Here is an 18,346-nt window from a genome sequence, read left to right as displayed (position 1 = left end):
CCTCCCTACACGCGCCCGAGCGCGAAACCGCTCGCGATGTAATTGCGGACGAACCAGATCACGAGCGCGCCCGGGATGATGGTGAGCACGCCGGCGGCTGCCAGCAGCCCCCAGTCCATGCCCGCCGCCGACACCGTACGCGTCATGATCGCGGCGATGGGCTTGGCCTGCACCGAGGTCAGCGTGCGCGCGAGCAGCAGCTCGACCCATGAGAACATGAAGCAGAAGAAGGCGGCGACGCCGATACCGCTCGCGATCAGCGGCACCAGGATCTTGATGAAGAAGCGCGGGAAGGAATAGCCGTCGAGGAAGGCGGTCTCGTCGATCTCGCGCGGCACGCCGGAGACGAAACCTTCGAGGATCCACACCGCCAGCGGAACGTTGAAGATGCAATGCGCGAGCGCAACCGCCCAGGGCGTATCAAACAGCCCGATCGCCGAATAGAGGTTGAAGAACGGCAGCGCGTAGACCGCCGCCGGCGCCATGCGGTTCGACAGCAGCCAGAAGAACAGGTGCTTGTCGCCGAGGAAGCGGTAGCGCGAGAACGCATAGGCCGCCGGCAGCGCCACCGAGATCGAGATGATGGTGTTGAGGACGACGTATTCCAGCGAGTTGATGTAGCCGGAATACCAGCTCTCGTCGGTGAAGATGCGCCTGTAGTGCTGCAGCGTCGGCGTATGCGGCCACAAGGTCATCGTCGAGACGATCTCGGCGTTGGTCTTGAAGCTCATGTTGACGAGCCAGTAGATCGGCAACAGCAGGAAGATCAGGAACAGCGCCATGATGACGCGGCGGCCGGGGATCGAATGCATCACGCGGCTCCTTCCTGCGGCTTGAGCGCGGGCTGGAGCGCGCCTGCGGGCTTGGGCTCCACCGCCGGCTCCTTCTCCGTCTGCGCCTTACGCTCGACGCCGGCATTGGTCATGACGGTGTAGAAGATCCAGCAGACGATCAGGATGATGAGGTTGTAGACCAGCGACAGCGCCGCCGCCTTGCCGAGGTCGAACTGGCCGAGCGCGATCTTGACGAGCTCGATCGACACGAAGGTGGTGGAGTTGCCGGGGCCGCCGCCGGTGACGACGAACGGCTCGGTGTAGATCATGAAGCTGTCCATGAAGCGCAGCAGCACCGCGATCAGCAGCACGCGGTTCATCTTGGGCAGCTGGATCGCCTTGAACACGGCCCAGCGCGAGGCGCCGTCGATCTGCGCGGCCTGGTAATAGGCCTCGGGGATCGACTTCAGACCGGCATAGCAGAGCAGCGCGACGAGGCTGGTCCAGTGCCAGACGTCCATCACGATGACGGTGACCCAGGCGTCGAGGGCGTTGGAGACGTAATTGTACTCGATGCCGATGCTGTTCAGCGTGTAGCCGAGCAGGCCGATGTCGGGACGGCCAAAGATCTGCCAGATCGTGCCGACCACGTTCCAGGGAATAAGCAGCGGCAAAGCGAGGATGACGAGGCAAGCCGCGACCGTCCAGCCCTCGCGCGGCATCGACAGCGCGACGACGATGCCGAGCGGCACCTCGATCGCGAGGATGATCGCGGAGAACAGCAGGTTGCGGCCGAGCGAGGCGAGGAAGCGGCCGCCGAGATCGGTCGAGGGATCGAGCAGCTCCTTGAACCAGCCGACGCCGTTCCAGAAGAACTGGTTGTTGCCAAAGGTATCCTGCATCGAATAGTTCACCACCGTCATCAGCGGCAGCACCGCGGAGAAGGCGACGACCAGGAACACCGGCAGCACCAGGAACCAGGCTTTTTGGTTGACGGTCTTGTCCATCAGGCGGCCCCCTCCACCAGAAGGCTGTCGGCATAGACGTGGATGTGCGACGGATCGAATTTCAGTCCGGCGTTGCCGTCCGAGCTGGTGAAGCCCGCCGGCGCGCGCGCCGCAAGCTTGGCCTCGCCGACGCGAACGCGCGCGAAGCGGATACGGCCGAGATCGTCGATGCGCTCGATCTTCGAGGTGAGCAGGCCGGGCGCGGGCGCGACGGCCTCCACGAATTCCGGACGCACGCCGATCTCGATCTTGGCGCCGGCGGGCAGGTTGTCGTAGGTGCGATTCAGCGCGATGACGTGACCGTCGACCCTGGCCTCGCGTCCCCTCACCTCCGCCGGCAGGATGTTCATGCCGGGCGAGCCGATGAAGTAACCGACGAAGGTGTGCGCCGGCTTGTCGAACAGCTCGGCCGGCGTGCCGCTCTGCACCACGCGGCCGTCATGCATGACGACGACGGTGTCGGCGAAGGTCAGCGCCTCGGTCTGGTCGTGGGTGACGTAGATCATCGTGAGGTCGAGCTCGCGATGCAGCGCCTTCAGCTTGGAGCGGAGCTGCCATTTCAGCTCGGGATCGATCACCGTCAGCGGCTCGTCGAACAGCACGGCGGCAACGTCAGAGCGGACAAGGCCGCGGCCGAGCGAGATCTTCTGCTTGGCGTCGGCCGTGAGGCGCGTCGCCTTGCGGTTGAGATAGGGTTCGAGGTCGAGCAGGCGGCCGATCTCGGCGACGCGCTTGTCGATCTCGGCCTTCGGCACGCCACGATTCTTCAGCGGAAACGCCAGGTTCTGCCCCACCGTCATGGTGTCGTAGATCACCGGAAACTGGAACACCTGGGCGATGTTGCGCTTCTGGGTTGACAGCGGTGTGATGTCCTTGTTGTCGAACAGGATCTTTCCACGGGACGGCGTAATGATCCCGGAGATGACGTTGAGCAGCGTGGTCTTGCCGCAGCCGGACGGGCCGAGCAGCGCATAGGCGCCGCCCTGCCGCCAGGTCATCGTCACCGGCTTCAGCGCAAAGCTCTCCTGCGGCGCATCATTGCCGCCGTAGGAATGGGCGAGATCGACGAGGTCAATGCGAGCCATGGCGCATCTCCCTCACGAGCCTGGTGCCGCGACAAGGCGATCCGCCGCGTCGAAAACAAAGACATCATTCGGATCGAGCACGGCATCGATGGTCTGGCCGGGCTCGAACTCGTGCACGCCGTGCAGCACCGCAACCCAGTTCGATCCGTCGCGGGTCAAATGCACAAAACTCTCCGAACCGGTGATCTCGGTCACCGTGACAGTGGCGTGGAAGGCATGGCGGTCGGCCTCGCCATTGGCAAGGGCGAGCTGGTGCGCGCGAAAACCGACGCGATAGGCCCCGTCCGCCAGCGAGGAATAGAGCCCCGAGGCGGGCGAAGCCGTGCCGCCGGCATATTGCACCGAGCCGTTCTTCTTCTCGATGCCGACGAGGTTGAGCGGCGGATCGGAGAACACCTGCGCCACGCGCAGGGTCTGCGGACGGCGGTAGACGTTGGCGGTCTCGCCCATCTGCAACGCCTTGCCTTCCCACATGCACACCGTGTTGCCGCCGAGCAGCAGCGCCTCGGTCGGCTCCGTGGTGGCGTAGACGAAGATCGCGCCCGAGGCCTCGAAGATGCGCGGCAGCTCGGCGCGCAGCTCCTCGCGCAGCTTGTAGTCGAGATTGGCGAGCGGCTCGTCGAGCAGCACGAGATCGGCACCCTTGACCAGCGCGCGGGCGATCGCGGTGCGCTGCTGCTGGCCGCCGGAGAGCTGGAGCGGCGTGCGCTTCAGGAACGGCTCGAGCCGCAGCAGCTTTGCGGCCTCCGCCACGCGCGTCTCGATCTCCCCGCGCGGCTTGCCCTGCACGCGCAGGGGCGAGGCGATGTTCTCGTAGACGCTCAGCGAGGGATAGTTGATGAACTGCTGATAGACCATCGCGACCGAACGCTGGCGCACGTCGGCGCCGGTGACGTCCTTGCCGTTGACGATCACCTTGCCGGTGCTCGGCTTGTCGAGGCCGGCGAGCAGCCGCATGATCGAGGTCTTGCCCGACAGCGTCGGCCCGAGCAGCACGTTGAGCGTGCCGCTCTCGAGCGTCAGCGAGACGTCGCGGATGTGCGCGACGCCGTCGACGGTCCGGGTGACGTGATCGAGTGTCACGCTCATGAGCGTCCTCCCGCTTCCAGCAGGGGACTTTGCGGCACACCGTGGGTTGCAATCCAGTCGTTCAGCGCCGCGATCTCATCGGCAGATAGTCGCAGGCCGAGTTTCGAGCGGCGCCAGACGATGTCCTCGGCGGTGACGGCCCATTCATTGGCCATGAGGTAGCGGACCTCGCGTTCGGTCAGCGTGGCGCCGAAAGACTGGCCCATATCAGTGGCCGATTTCGCATCGCCGAGCAGCTTGATGGCGCGGGTGCCATAGGCGCGGGCGAGACGCCGGGCATGTTCATGGCCGAGGAAGGGATAACCGCGCTGCAACTCGGCGATCAGGCCGTCGACGTCGGAGACGCCCATGTCGCCGCCGGGCAGCGGCCATTTGCCGGTCCAGCCTTCCCGCGCTTTCGCACTGCGAAGATAGGGCGCGAGCCGTTCCAGCGCCTCTTCGGCAAGGCGGCGGTAGGTGGTGATCTTGCCGCCATAGATCGACAGCAGCGGCACGCCGCCGGGCGTATCGAGCTCGAACACGTAATCGCGGGTCGCGGCCTTGGCTTCGCTGGCGCCGTCGTCATAAAGCGGTCGTACACCGGAATAGGTCCAGACCACATCCTCGGGCGTCACCGCCTTGGCCAGATATTCGCTGGCGGCGGCGCAGAGATACTGAATCTCCTCGGGCGTCGCCTTCACCTTGGCGGGATCGCCGTCATAGTCGCGATCGGTGGTGCCGATCAGCGTGAAGTCGTCCTGGTACGGGATCACGAAGATGATGCGGCCGTCGGCGTTCTGGAACATGTAGGCGCGGTCATGGTCGTAGAGTTTCTTGACCACGATGTGCGAGCCCTGCACCAGGCGCACCTTCGCTTTCGCATTCACTCCGGCGCCGCGGCCGAGCACGTCCTCGACCCAGGGACCGCCGGCATTGACCAGCGCCTTCGCCTGGATCTGCGAGCGCTCGCCGCTCAGCGTGTTGACCATGCTGACGGTCCAGATGCCGCCGGACTGCTTGATATCGGTGGCGCGGGTGCGGGTGCGGATCTCGGCGCCCTTGTCGGCGGCATCGCGCGCATTGAGCACGACAAGGCGAGCATCATCGACGAAGCAGTCGGAATATTCGAATGCGCGGCTGTAGCGGTTCGGGATCAGTGGCTTGCCGACCTCGTCGCGCCTGAGATCGACCGAGCGGGTCGCCGGCAGCAGATGGCGGCCGCCAATGTGGTCGTAGAGGAAGAGGCCGAGGCGCAGCAGCCAGGCCGGGCGCAGGCCGGCGTGATGCGGCAAAACGAAACGCAGGGGGCGGATGATGTGGGGTGCGATTCCCCAGAGAATCTCGCGCTCGATCAGCGCCTCACGGACCAGCCGAAACTCGTAATATTCGAGATAGCGCAGGCCGCCATGCACCAGCTTGGTCGACCAGGACGAGGTCCCGCTCGCCAAATCGTTCATTTCGCACAGGAAAACCGTGTTGCCGCGGCCCACCGCATCGCGAGCGATGCCGCAGCCGTTAACACCGCCTCCAATGATGGCGAGATCGAAAATACGCTCCAACAGACGCATCCCCCGGCGGCCGCTCGTTCCTTCGAGCGGTTACTTTCGTTTTTGATTAGATCACACCGAGAAACGAAAGCAAGACGAAAGAGAGACGAAAGGAAGTGAAATAGGAACTTTCTGGTGGGCAAGCAGCCGCGGAAATGAGCAGTTTAAACGGCAATTCGAGAGGCAGCAGTGCCCTTGAAAGACCAGCGGCGTGAAATTATAGTCATAATAGTCATATTGGTTTTTAATCGCATGGCCGACCGCAACGCTGTACCCGACACGCTTCCGACTGATGACACCTGGACACTTGCCAACGCCAAGGCACGGCTGTCTGAAGTGATCGACCGCGCCCAAACCGGCCCGCAGGTGATCACCCGACACGGCAAGCCCAACGCGGTGGTCGTTTCCGCCGAGGAGTGGGAGCGCAAGACCGCGCGCAAAGGCACTCTCGCCGAATTCCTGCTCTCGTCGCCGCTGCGTGGCGTCGACCTCGAGGTCGACCGCGTGCACGACGCGCCGCGCGACGAAATGCCGTGAACCTGCTGCTCGATACCAACGTGCTGTCGGAGGTTCAGCGGCCCGCGCCTTCGCCGAGGGTTCTGGCGTGGCTCGATACGGTCGATGAAGACCGCACATTCATCAGCGTTGCCTCGATCGCCGAGCTTCGCCGCGGCATCGCGTTGCTGGAGGACGGCCGCCGGCGCGCGTCACTGGCCGCCTGGCTTACCCACGACCTGCCTACGCGGTTTACCGACCGCGTCCTGCCGATCGACCATGCTGTGGCCGAGCGGTGGGGCGACCTGATGGCTCAGAGCCGCAGAAGCGGCGTAGCATTATCCGTCATGGACGGCTTCTTTGCAGCCACCGCGCTGGCGCACGGCCTCACGCTCGTCACGCGAAACGTGAAGGACTTTTCGGCGTTTGGCGTCCCGCTGCTCAATCCGTGGGACGACGCATAGGACGTCAGCCTGCCCGAAGCTCAGGGCAACAGCCCCGCCGCCCGGTAGGCCTCGATCGCCTGATCATAGACGGCGATGTCGCCTCGCCCGCGCGCGACGAGCTGCGCACCCTCGACGGCTGCGAAAATGGCGAGCGCGCGCTGCGCAACCGTGCCCGTCGCCGCCTTCGATTCTCCACGCGACAGCAACTTCACCAGCCACCGGATGTTGACGTCGGTGAACCGGTCGACCTCGGCTCTCACCTCGGCCGGCAAATCATCGTGCTCGGCGGCCATGATCCCGCACAGGCACATCCTGTTGTCGTTCGACAGGGCGGAACGGAAGACATCCGTATACATCCTCATGCAGGCCCCGACGTCCTGCGAGGCCTCGAGAAACCCGTCCAATATCTCAATCGCCTCGTCGGCATAGCGACGCGCAAGCGCAGCTCCGAGGTCGCCCTTGGTCGGGAAATGATAATGGACGCTTGCGCTCTTGACCCCCACCTCCTTGGCCAGCTCGCGAAAGCTCAGGCCGTTGTAACCGCGCGTCTGCACCATCGCGCGGGCCGCATCCATGATCTCCTGCCTCGTATCGGCCGTCATGACTCCCTCCGTCTATCTATCGATAGATAGCCCTTGACTCCACCCCTGCAAAGCCCCTAGATGGATCATCAGCCTATCTATCGATAGATAAAGGACGCTTCCGTGAAGATCTATGACCGGCCTGGATTCCCCAATCCCTCACGCATTCGCATCGTTCTTTCCGAAAAGGGGCTCGACGACCAGGTCGAGTTCGTCAGTGTCGACCTGATCGGAGCAGAGCACAAGCAAGCGCCGTTTCTCGCGATCAACCCTTCGGGGAAAATCCCGGTGCTTGAGCTCGATGACGGCACATTGATCTCGGAATCGACGGCCATCACCGAATATCTCGACCATCTCGACGGCCATCCGGTCCTCACCGGCAGGACCCCTCGCGAGAAGGCGGTGATACACATGATGCAGAACCGCGCCGAGGCCGAGCTCATGGGCGCGGTCGACGGCTACTTTCACTACGCCACCCCGGGTCTTGGGCCCGCGATGCAGCCTTATGTGGCTCCGGAGTGGGCCGGCGGGAAGGAATGGGGCGAACGACAGCGCGCCAGGGCGATCCGCGGCATGAAATACTTCGACGGGGTCCTGCAGAGCACACCGTTCGTTGCCGGCGATGCGTTCTCGATGGCGGACATCACGGTCTTTGCGAGCCTGGACTTCGCCGGAGCGGCGGGAATATCGATTCCGAACGAGTACAAATCGCTCATCGCCTGGCGAGAAAAGGTATCGAATCTGCCGAGCGTCAGGAACCGGACAGGTCGAGATTTCCTGCCGGAAGACCTGAAGCGTTTTGGTCTATGAGCAACGGCGCGATGTCTGCTTCGGATCGGTCGCAACGATCGGCGCGCATCGATTGGCATGCTTCTCCGCGAAGGCGGACATCACCCGTTCCTGATCGGAAAACCTAGCGCAGCCGCACCACCGGAGCCGCCTCAGGCGCGGCGTCCTGCGGCTCGGCCTGCGCGTCGTCGATATCGCTCGCGTCCTTCGGCATCGCCGCCATCACCTCGATGCCCTTGCTGTGGCAGATGGTGGCGAGCCGCTCGGGAAGCTCCTGGTCGGTGACGAAAGTCTGGATCTGGGTGATGTGCGCGATGCGCACCGGCGCGCTGCGGCGGAGCTTTGTGGAATCGGCGACCAACATGACGCTACGGGCATTGGCGATGATCGCCTGCGCCACCTGCACCTCGCGATAGTCGAAGTCGAGCAGCGCGCCCTCCTCGTCGATCGCAGACGCGCCGATGATGGCGTAGTCGACCTTGAACTGGCCGATCAGTTGCGTCGCGGTCGAGCCGACCACCGCACCATCGGCGCGCCGCACCGTGCCGCCGGCGACCACCACCTCGATGCGCGGATGGCGGTAGAGCAGCATCGCGACGTTGAGATTGTTGGTGATGACGAGGAGGTCCTCGTGCGAGGTCAGCGCGCTCGCGACTTCCTCGGTCGTGGTGCCGATGTTGATGAAGAGCGAGCAGCCGTTCGGGATCAGCGAGGCGGCGGCGGCGCCAATCGCCTTCTTCTCGTCGGCGGCGACGAAGCGGCGCGCCTCGTAGGCGAGGTTCTCGACGCCGGAGGCGATGATCGCGCCGCCATGGATGCGGGTCAGCGATCGCCGCTCGCAGAGATCGTTGAGATCCTTGCGGATGGTCTGCGCCGAGACCTCGAATCTGCGCGCGAGCTCCTCGACCATGACGCGGCCCGAGGCGCGCGCGATGTTGAGGATTTCGGCTTGGCGATGGGTCAATCCGGTCACGGCGATGGCCTCAAATCAGGAAACCACATGGTGCGGCGGTTCGCGCTCTCGGTCAATGCGGACGCCGATCACGGTTAATGGACCAAGCCGCTCACCACGCCATTGCGGCAGCGAGGCGCGCGAGCAGGTCCGGATCGTCGAAGGCACCGGCGGAGGCAACTGCGCCGGCGCCGACAAGGTCAGCGTGGCTGAGGCTGGTGCGGATCCCGATGGTCGGAATGCCGGCCGCGGTCGCCGATTGCACGCCGGTGCGGGAGTCCTCGAATGCGACCGAAGCCGCCGCACTGCCGCCGACAAAGCGCAACCCTTCCTGATAGGGCAACGGATGCGGCTTGCCATGCGGCAGCTCATCTCCGATCACGAGCGCCTTGAAGCGGTGCGTGATGCCGAGGCCGGAGAGCAGCAGCTCGGCGTTGAGGCGCGGCGCGTTGGTCACGGCGACCATGGGAATGCCGGCGCCATCGGCCCGGTCGAGCAGCGCCATCAGGCCCGGCAGCGGCTCGATCTGGCCGGCGACGAGCTCGCGGAAGACCTGCTCCTTCTCACCGAGGATCACGACCCGCTTCTCCACAGCTTCGTGCGGCAGAAAGCGCTCGCCGATCGAGGCGTTGGAGAATCCTTGCAGCTCCTTCGAGAAGCGCGCGTGATCGAACACATGGCCACGCGGCCCGAGCACCTGGTTGAAGGCCTTGAGGTGCAGCGGGTCGGTATTGGCGAGCGTGCCGTCGATGTCGAACAGCAGCGACTTGCCGAGAGCTTCGATCATTTCCGTACTTTCCAGAATGCGCCTCGCATCAATGCGGAAGACGTATCAATACCGCTTCGATCGCGCAATGACGCACGTGCATGACCACCACGTGACACTCGACAAAGCCGCGCGCGGCTGCAACACTCCATGCAAGACCAAAAAGGAGGAAACGATGACGATCAACCGACGCGATCTGGCTCTCTCGACTCTCGCTGTCTCCGCGCTTGCGCTCACCACACCGGCGCTCGCCGCTTCGGCGGACGAGGAAGCCGTGGCGAAGAAGGTCGAGGCCTTCCGTCTCGCCCAGATCGCGGCCGACCCGAAGGCCCTCGGCGCGCTGTGCTGGGACGATCTCAGCTACAGCCATTCCAGCGGCAAGGTCGAGGACAAGGCGACCTTCATCACCAACGCCACCGACGGCAAATCGAAATTCCTGTCGATCGCGTATCAGGACCCGACCATCAAAGTCGTCGGCCCGGCCGCAATCGTGCGCTTCCACTGGGTCGCGGAACAGGAGATGGCGGCCGATGGGAAGAAAGTGCCGACCAACCTTCACATCCTGATGAACTGGCAGAAGCAGGGCGACGAGTGGAAGCTGCTGTCGCGGGCCGCGACGAAGCTGTGACGACGGCTCTTGCCCTCTCCCCTTGTGGGACAGGGGGGCATAGGCGGCGCCACAGCCGAAGCCTTGCTTCGGCGTTCTCTTGAGAACGGCCGCCGAAGGCGGCCTACGCCACCTTCTCCGACAAGGGGAGAAGGAAAGGGCAGCATCAAGGGCTGCAAAAAATTCCGACCACGCTTCGCGCGCCAGAAATCGCGCCACCCGACGCAATGCGGCGCATTGCGACGACGATTACGACCTGACGCTCGACAAAATAAAGTGCGGCTGCAACAGTGGGCGCAAGATCAAGAATGGAGGATACGATGGCACTGAATCGCGATCATGCTGCCGCGACAGACCATGAGGCGGTGGCAAGGAACGTCGAGGCATTTCGCCTCGCCCAGATCGCGGCTGACCCGAAGGCGCTCAGCGCGCTGTGCGCGGATGATCTGAGCTACAGCCACTCCAGCGGCTTCCTCGAGGACAAGGCGACCTTCGTCGCCAACGCCACCGACGGCAAGACGGAGTTCCTGTCGATTGCGTACAAGGATCCGACCATCAAGATCGTCGGCCCCGCCGCAATCGTGCGCTTCCACTGGCTGGCCGAGATGATGACCGGCGGACAAAAAGTGGCGAACAGCCTTTATATCCTGATGAACTGGCAGAAGCAGGGTGACGATTGGAAGCTGTTGTCGCGCTCCGCGACAAAGCTGTGATCGATTACGTCATTCCGGGACGCGCCGAAAGACGCGGGCTATGATGCGCAATTGCGCATCTGAGAATCCATTGGTCGGCAATTTCTGCAGCATGATAGATTCCGGGCTCGCGCCACGCGCGCCCCGGAATGACGAGAGCGGCGCTTACGCCGCCTCCTTCACATCGCCGTTAACCAGCTTGCGCGCGGCGCGTTCTGCTTCGCGGGCGTTGCGGAAGAGTTGGCCTTCGAGGCGATTGAATTGCTGGGACGAGGCGAAAAAGCAGTAGCCTCCCTGGCCGCGAACGACGATGCCCGCGGTCTCCGAGTTCACTTCGATGATGTAGCTATCCGGCATGCCCGTAGATCCTCAATGCGGGCAGATAACGGCATCTCTGCCCTTTGGTTCCTAGGGCAAATCAGACCGGTTTCCACCCCGAATCGACGCGTAAATGGGTACGCCCGGACCTCATCCATTTTATGACTGGTTGTTGGCGAAGGTGCGACGCGTTGATTCAGTCGCGCCGCGTTTGGCGCGCTGCAACTGTTCGTGAGATGGGACAGGGCGCCGCGCGCGATTACGTCGCGATGGGCGTTTCGGTCGAGCGAACTTCCTGCGGGCGGCCGTGCTCGTCGATCGAGACGTAGGTGAAATTGCCGTCGGTGACGAGGAACGGGTGCTCCTCCCCGCGCCGCAACGCCCAGGCTTCCAGATGCACGGTCATCGAGGTGCGGCCGACGCGGACCAGATTGGCATAGACTGAGACGAGATCACCGACATAGACCGCTTTGCGAAAATTCATCGCCTCGATCGCGACGGTCACGGTGCGGGACTTCGCGACCTTCGATGCGAACACACCGCCGCCGACGTCCATCTGACTGAGCAGCCAGCCACCGAAAATGTCACCATTGGCGTTGGTGTCGGCGGGCATCGCCAGCGTGCGGATGCAGAGATCGCCGCGCGGCGCGGTGTCGGACTTCTCGGTCATATGGCTCTCACTTGAAATTGTCCCAGCCCGGGTCGGGCGCGAAGCGTCCGCCGAATCGCTCGGCCAGCCCCCGCAGGGTGGATACGACATTCTCCACAGCGCGCGTGCGCGCATAGTTCAGCGGACCACCGCGGAACGGTGCATAACCCGTGCCGAAGATCATGGCACCGTCAACCGCATCGGGATCGTCGACGATGCCTTCGCGAAGCGCGGCGACGCAGACATTGGACATCGGCAGCACGAGGCGGTCGATCATCTGGTCGGTGACGCGCGGGCCGGTCTCGGGCAGCGGCGTCTTCTCCGCCTTGCCGTCCTTCCAGGTGTAAAAGCCCTTGCCGGACTTGCGGCCGAGCTCGCCCTTGACGACCTTCTCGCGCAGCCAGGCCGGCGTCGGCGGCAGCAGATCGCCGAACTTGGTGCGCAGCATGTCGCCGACGTCGAGGCAGATGTCGAGGCCAACCTGGTCGGCAAGCTCGATCGGCCCCATCGGCATGCCGAACTGTTCGGCGGCCGCATCGATCAGGCGCTGGTCGACCTTCTCGTCCAGCATCACCATCGCTTCCAGCATGTAGGGCGTCAGCGCGCGGTTGACGAGGAAGCCCGGCGAGCTCTTCACCGACAGCGGCAGGCGATCGATCGCGCCGACGAAAGCGAGCGCCTCTTTCAGCACCTGCGCGTCGTTGCCGTCATGGCTGACCACCTCGACAAGCTGCAGCCGCGACACCGGGTTGAAGAAATGCAGCCCGACCAGCCGCTCCGGCCGCGCCAGCGTGGTGCGGAGGTCCTGCAGCGGAATACTGGAGGTGTTGGTCGCAAGGATCGCGCCCTGCTTCATCTTTGGCTCGAGGCCGGCATAGACCTTCTGCTTCAGGTCGAGCTTTTCCGGCACCGCCTCGATGATGAGATCCGCATTGCGAACGCCCTCCCCGTCCATGTCGGGGATCAGGCGATCCAGCGCATCGCGCACCTCGGTCGGCTTGCGGATGATCTTGCCGTAGAGCTCGGCGGCGCGCTTCACCGCGCCCGCGATCGGCTCGGCCTTCATGTCGGCGAGCGAGACGCGCAGCCGCTGCCCCGCGCACCACGCGGCGATGTCGCCGCCCATGGCGCCGGCACCGATGACATGGACATGCTTGATCGCATTGCCGCTGCCGGCGGACTTCTTCATCTGCTCGCGCAGGAAGAACACGCGGATCAGATTCTGAGCGGTCGGCGTCACCATCAGCTTGGCGAACGAGGCCTGCTCCGCCTTCAGCATCGCGGCCTTGCTGCCCCCATGGGTCTCCCAGAGATCGATCAGCGCGTAAGGCGCAGGATAATGTTCGCGGGAAGCAGCCTTCGCCGCCTCCGAGCGCATGCGCTTGGCGAGCAGCCCGCGCACGGGACCGAAATTGGCCGCGTGGGCCAAAAGGCTCGGGCGCGCCCGCTTCAGGCGGCCGAACAGCGCATCCTTCACCGCGCCCCTGATGTGACGCTCCTGCGTCACGGTGTCGACGAGGCCGAGCGACTTGGCGCGGCGCGCATCGATGGTGCGGCCGGTCAGCATCAGCGCCATCGACTGGGTCGGATTGACCAGCGCGGTGAAGCGCGCGGTGCCGCCGAGGCCGGGATGCAGGCCCAGCATCACCTCCGGAAAGCCGAAGCGCGCGCCGTCGATGGCGATGCGCGACTGGCAGGCCAGCGCGACCTCGAGGCCACCACCGAGGCAGAAGCCGTGGATGACTGCGACCGTCGGCAGCTTCAGGGCTTCCAGATGATCGACCACCGCATGCGCGGCGCGGATGCGGGTCTCCACCATCTCGGGATCGGTCGCGCCGCGGAATTCGTTGACGTCGGCGCCGGCAATGAAGCCGGACGGTTTTGCCGAGCGGATCACGAGGCCGGCCGGACGCTCGGTCTCGATCGCCGCAAGCACGGCGTCGAACTCCTCCATCACGTCGGAAGACAACGTATTGGCGCTGGCGTCGGCACGATCGAACAGCAGCCAGGCAACACCATCGGCATCGCGTGTCAGTTTGAAGTGCTTGTAGGGACCGTCCGCCGCAGTCTGGGGGCCGAGCTCCAGAACACGGTCAGCGAGCGCGGTCATGATCTTGGAATCCATGATCACACCGCCTCGATCAGCATGGCGCCGCCGAGCCCGCCGCCGATGCATTCGGTGGCGACGCCACGCCGCGTGCCGAGCCGCTTCAGGGCGTTGACGAGATGCAGGACGATACGGTTGCCGGAGGTGCCGACGGGATGGCCGAGTGAGATCGCGCCGCCATCGACATTGAGTTTTTCACGATCGATCTCGCCGGCCGCGCCGTCGAGACCAAGAATCTCGCGGCAGAACTTGTCGTCGTTCCAGGCGGCGAGACAGCCGAGCACCTGCGTGGCAAAGGCTTCGTTCAATTCCCAAGTGTCGACATCCTTGATGGTGAGGTCATTGCGCTGGAGCAGCGGCGTCGCCGACATCACCGGGCCGAGCCCCATGATGCTGGGATCGAGCGCGGCCCAGTGGCTGTCGACGATCGCGGCCTTCGGCGTCAGCCCGTGCTTTGCGACGGCCGCGTCGGAAGCAAGGATCACCCAGGACGCGCCGTCGGTGATCTGCGAGGAATTGCCGGCGGTGACCTGCCCCCAGGGGCGTTCGAACACCGGCCGGAGTTTTGCGAGGGTCTCGACTGTGGAGTCCGGACGCACACCGTCATCGTGATCGAAGAATTTGCCGTCGCGGGAGAACGCGGTCTCGACCTCGCCTTTCAGATAGCCCGCGCCTTGCGCATGCGCGAGCCGGCGATGGCTCTCGGCGGCATAGGCATCCGACTGGGCGCGCGTGATGCCGAAGAGATGGCCGACGACCTCGGCGGTCTGCCCCATGTTCAGTTCGGTGATCGGATCGGTCAGTCCACGCTCGAGGCCGATGATCGGCTTGAGATAGCGCGGCCGCAGCTTGAAGGCGGCGGCGAGCTTCGCCGCCATGCCCTTCGCGGTGGCAAGGCCGGCGAACCAGCGCACGCCGGAATTGGGCCAGACCAGCGGCGCGTGGCTCAGCGCCTCGGTGCCGCCGGCCAGGATCATGTCGGCATGGCCCTCGCGGATGTAGCGATAGGCGGTGTCGATCGACTGCATGCCCGAGCCGCAATTGATCTGCACGGTGAAGGCGACCATGTCCTCGCCCATGCCGAGCCGGAGCGCGGCGACACGGGCCGGGTTCATCTCGTCGGCGATCACGTTGACGCAGCCGAGGATGACCTGGTCGAAATCGGTCGGAGAGAACGGCTGGCGCGCCAGCAGCGGCCGCCCGCACTGCACGGCGAGATCGACCGGCGTGAACGGTCCCGGCCCTGAGCGTGCCTTCAGAAACGGCGTTCGGCTGCCGTCGACGATGAATACCGGTCGTGCCATCAGCTCGCCGCCCTCTGCTCACCGAGTTCCTGGAAGAACTGATGCACGTCGCCGGTTTTCTTGTAAATCGGCGACAGCGCCTCCGGCGCAAAATCGTCGACCTCGATGACTTTTGTGACGGCTTCGTGAGCGGCCGCAAGCTGCTCGCCTTCGGCCTGCGTGATCACGCCCTTGGCGACGGCGTCCTTCCAGTCGCGGATATGCGCGGCGCGCATGCGCTTGGCGATGGCGTCGGTGTTCGCCACCAGCTTGAACGCGCGCTCCAGCCGGGCGAAGCCGCTGTCGTCATCGACATGGGCAAGATCCGGCGTGAGGCGCTCGCGCGCGGCCGACGGCTCCAGCACCAGGCTTGCGCATCGATGCACGACGCGGTCGGACGGGCCGAGCACGCGCGCGCCAAAGGGCTGGACCAGGAGCTTGAGGATGATAGCGACGAAGCGGTTCGGCAGGTTGGCGAGGATCTCGGCAAGCCGGTTCTCGATCGTCTTGAAGCCGGTCGCCATGCACCATTCCAGCGCGGCAAAATCCTCCTTCTGCCTTCCCTCGTCCTGCCAGCGCTTCAGCGCGGCCGAGAGCAGGTACAGCTCGGAGAGGATGTCGCCGAAGCGCGCCGACAGCATCTCCCTGCGCTTGAGCGCGCCGCCGAGCGTCAGCAGCGCCATGTCGGCGCAGAGCGCGAACGCCGCGGAGTAGCGCGAGAGCTGGCGATAGAACGGCGCGGCATCGCCTGCATCCGGCGCCAGCGCGAAAGCGCCAAACGTCCAGCTCCGGCCGAAGGCACGGAGCAGCGTCTCGAAACTGTGGCCGACGTGCTTCCAGAATGCCTTGTCGAACGCGGTGAGACCGCGCTCGCGGTCGGTATCGGCAAGCGCATTCATCTCGTCGAGCAGATAGGGATGCGCGCGGATCGCGCCCTGCCCGAACACGATGAGATTGCGGGTAAGGATGTTGGCGCCCTCGACCGTGATGCCGACAGGGACGGCACGATGCAGATTGCCGATATAGTTTTGCGGACCATCGATCACGGCCTTGCCGCCATGGATATCCATGGCGTCGTCGACAGCGGTGCGCATCCGCTCGGTCGCGTGCAGCTTCATGATGCCGGAGATGACGGCGGGATGAACGCCGGCATTCAAAGCGGCACAAGTTAGCCGCCGCGCCGCGTCAAGCTGATAGGCGGTGGCGACGATGCGCGCGAGCGGCTCCTCGACGCCCTCGAATTTCGAGATGGAGATGCCGAACTGCTCGCGGATGCGGGCATAGGCGCCGGTGGTGCGCGCGGCATAGGCGGCGCCGGCCGCCGAAAGCGACGGCAGCGAGATGCCGCGGCCGGCGGCAAGCGCCGTCATCAGCATCTTCCAGCCCTGCCCGAGGCGCTCCTGGCCGCCGATGACATAGTCGAGCGGGATGAAGACGTCGCGGCCCCAGTTCGGGCCGTTCTGGAACACCTGCATCGACGGCAGATGGCGCTGGCCGATCTCGACGCCGGGCAGATGAGTCGGGATCAGTGCGACAGTGATGCCGAGCTCTTCCTGGCTGCCGACGAGATGATCAGGATCATAGGCCTTGAAGGCGAGGCCGAGCAGCGTCGCAACCGGGCCGAGCGTAATGTAGCGCTTGTGCCAGTTGAGGCGGAGGCCTGTGACCTCGCGGCCCTCGAAATCGCCCTTGCAGATGATGCCGGTGTCGACCATCGAGGCGGCATCGGAGCCGGCTTCCGGGCTGGTGAGGCCGAAGCAGGGAATGTCGCGGCCGTCGGCGAGGCGCGGCAGCCAGCGCTCGCGCTGCTCCTTGGTGCCGAAATGCATCAGCAGCTCGCCGGGCCCGAGCGAGTTCGGCACCATCACGGTGACGGCAGCCGCGATCGAGCGCGTCGAGATTTTCCGCACCACTTCCGAATGCGCGTAGGGCGAGAAGCCGAGGCCGCCGAATTCCTTCGGGATGATCATGCCGAAGAATTTTTCGCGCTTGATGAAGGCCCACGCGTCATGCGGCAGGTCGCGCCATTCCCAAAAGATCTTCCACTCGTCGAGCATGGCACAGAGCTCGTCGACGGGACCGTTGAGGAAGGCCTGCTCCTCCGCGGTCAATGTCGCCTGCGGGACCTTCAGCAGCTTCGACCAGTCGGGATTGCCGGCGAAGAGATCGGCGTCCCACCAGACGTCACCTGCCTCCAGCGCCTCGCGCTCGGTGTCGGACATCGCCGGCAATACGCCGCGCGCCCAGGAGAAGATCGGCTTGGTGATTTTGTCGCGGCGGAAGCTCATGGCGGACCTCATGGATCGGCGCGGGTGTCGGACATTTTAGCGGAAAGTGGCCGGGGCGCGTGAACACTTCGGCGGCAAAAAGACGCGAATTGACGCGGCCGGGCGGCCGCCCGGGGACCATAACGGCCGGGGCGTGGGGGCAGTTCCGGGAGGGATGAAGGGCAGTAGCCCGGATGGAGCGAAGCGCAATCCGGGAAAGTCTATCCGCAGCGAGAATCCCGGATTTCGCTTCGCTCCATCCGGGCTACGGGAGCTTCCGGACCTAATCCGGCCGGACCATCTCGAACATGTTTTCCGGCTTGATCTCGAAATAGTCGCCGCGGCGGCCGGCGCGGACGATTGGGCGGGCGGCGGCGGTCTGGTAGACGCCGTCCTTGATCATGGCCTTGTCGATATGGACTGCGACGACCTCGCCCAGGGTCAGCCAGGCATCGGCTTCCTTGCCGTCGGCGCCCTTGAGGCGGACGATGTCGGAGACCTTGCACTCGAAGGCGACCGGGCTCTCGCCGACGCGCGGCACGTTGACGAGCTTGCCGGGCACGGCGGTCAGCCCTGCGATCTCGAACTCGTCGACCTCGGGGGCGACATGCGCGGCGGTCGCGTTCATGTGCTTGGCGAGGTCCATGGTGGCGAGATTCCAGACGAACTCACCGGTCTGCTTGATGTTCTCGACCGAGTCCTTCCAGTTGGTGGAGGAGAAGCCGATGATCGGAGGGACGTAGCAGAAGGCGTTGAAGAAGCTGTAGGGCGCGAGGTTGACGTGGCCGTTTGTGTCGCGGGAGGAGATCCAGCCGATCGGCCGCGGCGCGATGATGGCGTTGAAGGGATCGTGCTTGAGGCCGTGGCCCTTGGAGGGCTCGTAGAAGTACAGGTCTTTGTCGGTCACGCGCTGC

At 64.7% G+C, this 18,346-nt stretch carries 19 protein-coding genes; 5 read left to right on the top strand and 14 right to left on the bottom strand.

Features of this window, described 5'->3' with window-relative positions:
* Window positions 1-5: 5 nt before the first annotated feature.
* The 5 genes from VGR99_RS14915 to glpD are packed head-to-tail and all read right to left on the bottom strand — an operon-like array spanning window position 6 to window position 5,501.
* On the bottom strand, window positions 6-812 hold the full coding sequence (locus tag VGR99_RS14915) for a carbohydrate ABC transporter permease (protein WP_247325747.1): 807 nt from the start codon (window positions 810-812) through the stop codon (window positions 6-8).
* Window positions 812-1,780 carry a sugar ABC transporter permease gene (locus VGR99_RS14910; RefSeq protein ID WP_326899226.1) on the bottom strand — a complete coding sequence of 323 codons (969 nt, stop codon included), beginning with the start codon at window positions 1,778-1,780 and terminating at the stop codon, window positions 812-814. The genes VGR99_RS14915 and VGR99_RS14910 overlap by 1 nt, the downstream gene beginning before the upstream one ends.
* Window positions 1,780-2,865, bottom strand: coding sequence for an ABC transporter ATP-binding protein (locus tag VGR99_RS14905; RefSeq protein WP_326899225.1), 1,086 nt, complete (start codon window positions 2,863-2,865; stop codon window positions 1,780-1,782). The genes VGR99_RS14910 and VGR99_RS14905 overlap by 1 nt, the downstream gene beginning before the upstream one ends.
* 12 nt (window positions 2,866-2,877) lie before the next feature.
* A complete protein-coding gene (locus VGR99_RS14900; protein ID WP_326899223.1) occupies window positions 2,878-3,954 on the bottom strand; it encodes an ABC transporter ATP-binding protein in 1,077 nt (358 codons plus the stop codon).
* On the bottom strand, window positions 3,951-5,501 hold the full coding sequence (gene glpD / locus VGR99_RS14895; protein WP_326899222.1) for a glycerol-3-phosphate dehydrogenase: 1,551 nt from the start codon (window positions 5,499-5,501) through the stop codon (window positions 3,951-3,953). The genes VGR99_RS14900 and glpD overlap by 4 nt, the downstream gene beginning before the upstream one ends.
* Window positions 5,502-5,732: 231 nt before the next feature.
* On the opposite strand from glpD, the gene VGR99_RS14890 reads away from it, so the two are divergent.
* Window positions 5,733-6,017 (top strand): type II toxin-antitoxin system Phd/YefM family antitoxin, encoded by a 285-nt coding sequence (locus tag VGR99_RS14890; protein ID WP_326899221.1) that lies wholly within the window; start codon window positions 5,733-5,735, stop codon window positions 6,015-6,017.
* Window positions 6,014-6,439, top strand: a complete 426-nt coding sequence (locus tag VGR99_RS14885) for a type II toxin-antitoxin system VapC family toxin (RefSeq protein WP_326899218.1) — start codon at window positions 6,014-6,016, stop codon at window positions 6,437-6,439. The genes VGR99_RS14890 and VGR99_RS14885 overlap by 4 nt, the downstream gene beginning before the upstream one ends.
* A 20-nt stretch (window positions 6,440-6,459) precedes the next feature.
* Here VGR99_RS14885 and VGR99_RS14880 read toward each other — a convergent pair whose 3' ends face one another.
* Window positions 6,460-7,023, bottom strand: coding sequence for a TetR/AcrR family transcriptional regulator (locus VGR99_RS14880; RefSeq protein ID WP_326899217.1), 564 nt, complete (start codon window positions 7,021-7,023; stop codon window positions 6,460-6,462).
* A 102-nt stretch (window positions 7,024-7,125) separates the two neighbouring features.
* On the opposite strand from VGR99_RS14880, the gene VGR99_RS14875 reads away from it, so the two are divergent.
* The gene (locus VGR99_RS14875; protein ID WP_326899216.1) at window positions 7,126-7,812 is read left to right on the top strand and encodes a glutathione S-transferase family protein; all 687 of its coding nucleotides are present in this window, start codon (window positions 7,126-7,128) and stop codon (window positions 7,810-7,812) included.
* A 103-nt stretch (window positions 7,813-7,915) separates the two neighbouring features.
* Here VGR99_RS14875 and VGR99_RS14870 read toward each other — a convergent pair whose 3' ends face one another.
* Together VGR99_RS14870 and VGR99_RS14865 are read right to left on the bottom strand one after the other, a co-directional pair.
* On the bottom strand, window positions 7,916-8,764 hold the full coding sequence (locus tag VGR99_RS14870) for a DeoR/GlpR family DNA-binding transcription regulator (protein ID WP_326899215.1): 849 nt from the start codon (window positions 8,762-8,764) through the stop codon (window positions 7,916-7,918).
* Window positions 8,765-8,855: 91 nt separating this feature from the next.
* On the bottom strand, window positions 8,856-9,530 hold the full coding sequence (locus VGR99_RS14865) for an HAD-IA family hydrolase (RefSeq protein WP_326899214.1): 675 nt from the start codon (window positions 9,528-9,530) through the stop codon (window positions 8,856-8,858).
* 154 nt (window positions 9,531-9,684) lie between these two features.
* Here VGR99_RS14865 and VGR99_RS14860 point away from each other — a divergent pair, with 154 nt between their 5' ends.
* Together VGR99_RS14860 and VGR99_RS14855 are read left to right on the top strand one after the other, a co-directional pair.
* Window positions 9,685-10,137: a nuclear transport factor 2 family protein gene (locus VGR99_RS14860; RefSeq protein ID WP_326899213.1), complete on the top strand. Its 453-nt coding sequence runs from the start codon at window positions 9,685-9,687 to the stop codon at window positions 10,135-10,137.
* A 299-nt stretch (window positions 10,138-10,436) separates the two neighbouring features.
* Entirely contained in the window at window positions 10,437-10,829 is a 393-nt protein-coding gene (locus tag VGR99_RS14855) for a nuclear transport factor 2 family protein (RefSeq protein ID WP_326899212.1), read from the top strand.
* A gap of 144 nt (window positions 10,830-10,973) precedes the next feature.
* Here the strand turns inward: VGR99_RS14855 and VGR99_RS14850 are convergent, their stop codons facing one another.
* From VGR99_RS14850 to VGR99_RS14825, 6 genes are all read right to left on the bottom strand, one after another.
* Window positions 10,974-11,165, bottom strand: coding sequence for a hypothetical protein (locus VGR99_RS14850; protein ID WP_234681894.1), 192 nt, complete (start codon window positions 11,163-11,165; stop codon window positions 10,974-10,976).
* Window positions 11,166-11,385: 220 nt separating this feature from the next.
* A complete protein-coding gene (locus tag VGR99_RS14845; RefSeq protein ID WP_326899210.1) occupies window positions 11,386-11,796 on the bottom strand; it encodes an acyl-CoA thioesterase in 411 nt (136 codons plus the stop codon).
* 7 nt (window positions 11,797-11,803) lie between these two features.
* Window positions 11,804-13,900, bottom strand: coding sequence for a 3-hydroxyacyl-CoA dehydrogenase NAD-binding domain-containing protein (locus VGR99_RS14840; RefSeq protein ID WP_326899209.1), 2,097 nt, complete (start codon window positions 13,898-13,900; stop codon window positions 11,804-11,806).
* Window positions 13,901-13,902: 2 nt separating this feature from the next.
* A complete protein-coding gene (locus VGR99_RS14835) occupies window positions 13,903-15,186 on the bottom strand; it encodes an acetyl-CoA C-acetyltransferase (RefSeq protein WP_326899208.1) in 1,284 nt (427 codons plus the stop codon).
* Entirely contained in the window at window positions 15,186-17,453 is a 2,268-nt protein-coding gene (locus VGR99_RS14830; protein ID WP_326899207.1) for an acyl-CoA dehydrogenase, read from the bottom strand. The genes VGR99_RS14835 and VGR99_RS14830 overlap by 1 nt, the downstream gene beginning before the upstream one ends.
* 262 nt (window positions 17,454-17,715) lie before the next feature.
* Window positions 17,716-18,339, bottom strand: a complete 624-nt coding sequence (locus VGR99_RS14825) for a flavin reductase family protein (RefSeq protein WP_326899206.1) — start codon at window positions 18,337-18,339, stop codon at window positions 17,716-17,718.
* Window positions 18,340-18,346: the final 7 nt, after the last annotated feature.

It is taken from the genome of Bradyrhizobium sp. (genome assembly GCF_035935975.1).
Classification (GTDB): domain Bacteria; phylum Pseudomonadota; class Alphaproteobacteria; order Rhizobiales; family Xanthobacteraceae; genus Bradyrhizobium.
The sequence above is the reverse complement of the archived record's forward strand: the minus strand, read 5'-3'. Positions and strand labels throughout refer to the sequence as shown.

What these genes read in the sequence shown, in the direction of transcription:
- VGR99_RS14845 (WP_326899210.1), bottom strand. Translation starts at nt 11,796, where the DNA reads ATGACCGAGAAGTCCGACACCGCGCCGCGCGGCGATCTCTGCATCCGC.
- VGR99_RS14910 (WP_326899226.1), bottom strand. Translation starts at nt 1,780, where the DNA reads ATGGACAAGACCGTCAACCAAAAAGCCTGGTTCCTGGTGCTGCCGGTG.
- VGR99_RS14855 (WP_326899212.1), top strand. Translation starts at nt 10,437, where the DNA reads ATGGCACTGAATCGCGATCATGCTGCCGCGACAGACCATGAGGCGGTG.
- VGR99_RS14865 (WP_326899214.1), bottom strand. Translation starts at nt 9,530, where the DNA reads ATGATCGAAGCTCTCGGCAAGTCGCTGCTGTTCGACATCGACGGCACG.
- VGR99_RS14900 (WP_326899223.1), bottom strand. Translation starts at nt 3,954, where the DNA reads ATGAGCGTGACACTCGATCACGTCACCCGGACCGTCGACGGCGTCGCG.
- VGR99_RS14905 (WP_326899225.1), bottom strand. Translation starts at nt 2,865, where the DNA reads ATGGCTCGCATTGACCTCGTCGATCTCGCCCATTCCTACGGCGGCAAT.
- VGR99_RS14915 (WP_247325747.1), bottom strand. Translation starts at nt 812, where the DNA reads ATGCATTCGATCCCCGGCCGCCGCGTCATCATGGCGCTGTTCCTGATC.
- VGR99_RS14830 (WP_326899207.1), bottom strand. Translation starts at nt 17,453, where the DNA reads ATGAGCTTCCGCCGCGACAAAATCACCAAGCCGATCTTCTCCTGGGCG.
- VGR99_RS14850 (WP_234681894.1), bottom strand. Translation starts at nt 11,165, where the DNA reads ATGCCGGATAGCTACATCATCGAAGTGAACTCGGAGACCGCGGGCATC.
- VGR99_RS14890 (WP_326899221.1), top strand. Translation starts at nt 5,733, where the DNA reads ATGGCCGACCGCAACGCTGTACCCGACACGCTTCCGACTGATGACACC.
- glpD (WP_326899222.1), bottom strand. Translation starts at nt 5,501, where the DNA reads ATGCGTCTGTTGGAGCGTATTTTCGATCTCGCCATCATTGGAGGCGGT.
- VGR99_RS14860 (WP_326899213.1), top strand. Translation starts at nt 9,685, where the DNA reads ATGACGATCAACCGACGCGATCTGGCTCTCTCGACTCTCGCTGTCTCC.
- VGR99_RS14880 (WP_326899217.1), bottom strand. Translation starts at nt 7,023, where the DNA reads ATGACGGCCGATACGAGGCAGGAGATCATGGATGCGGCCCGCGCGATG.
- VGR99_RS14840 (WP_326899209.1), bottom strand. Translation starts at nt 13,900, where the DNA reads ATGGATTCCAAGATCATGACCGCGCTCGCTGACCGTGTTCTGGAGCTC.
- VGR99_RS14835 (WP_326899208.1), bottom strand. Translation starts at nt 15,186, where the DNA reads ATGGCACGACCGGTATTCATCGTCGACGGCAGCCGAACGCCGTTTCTG.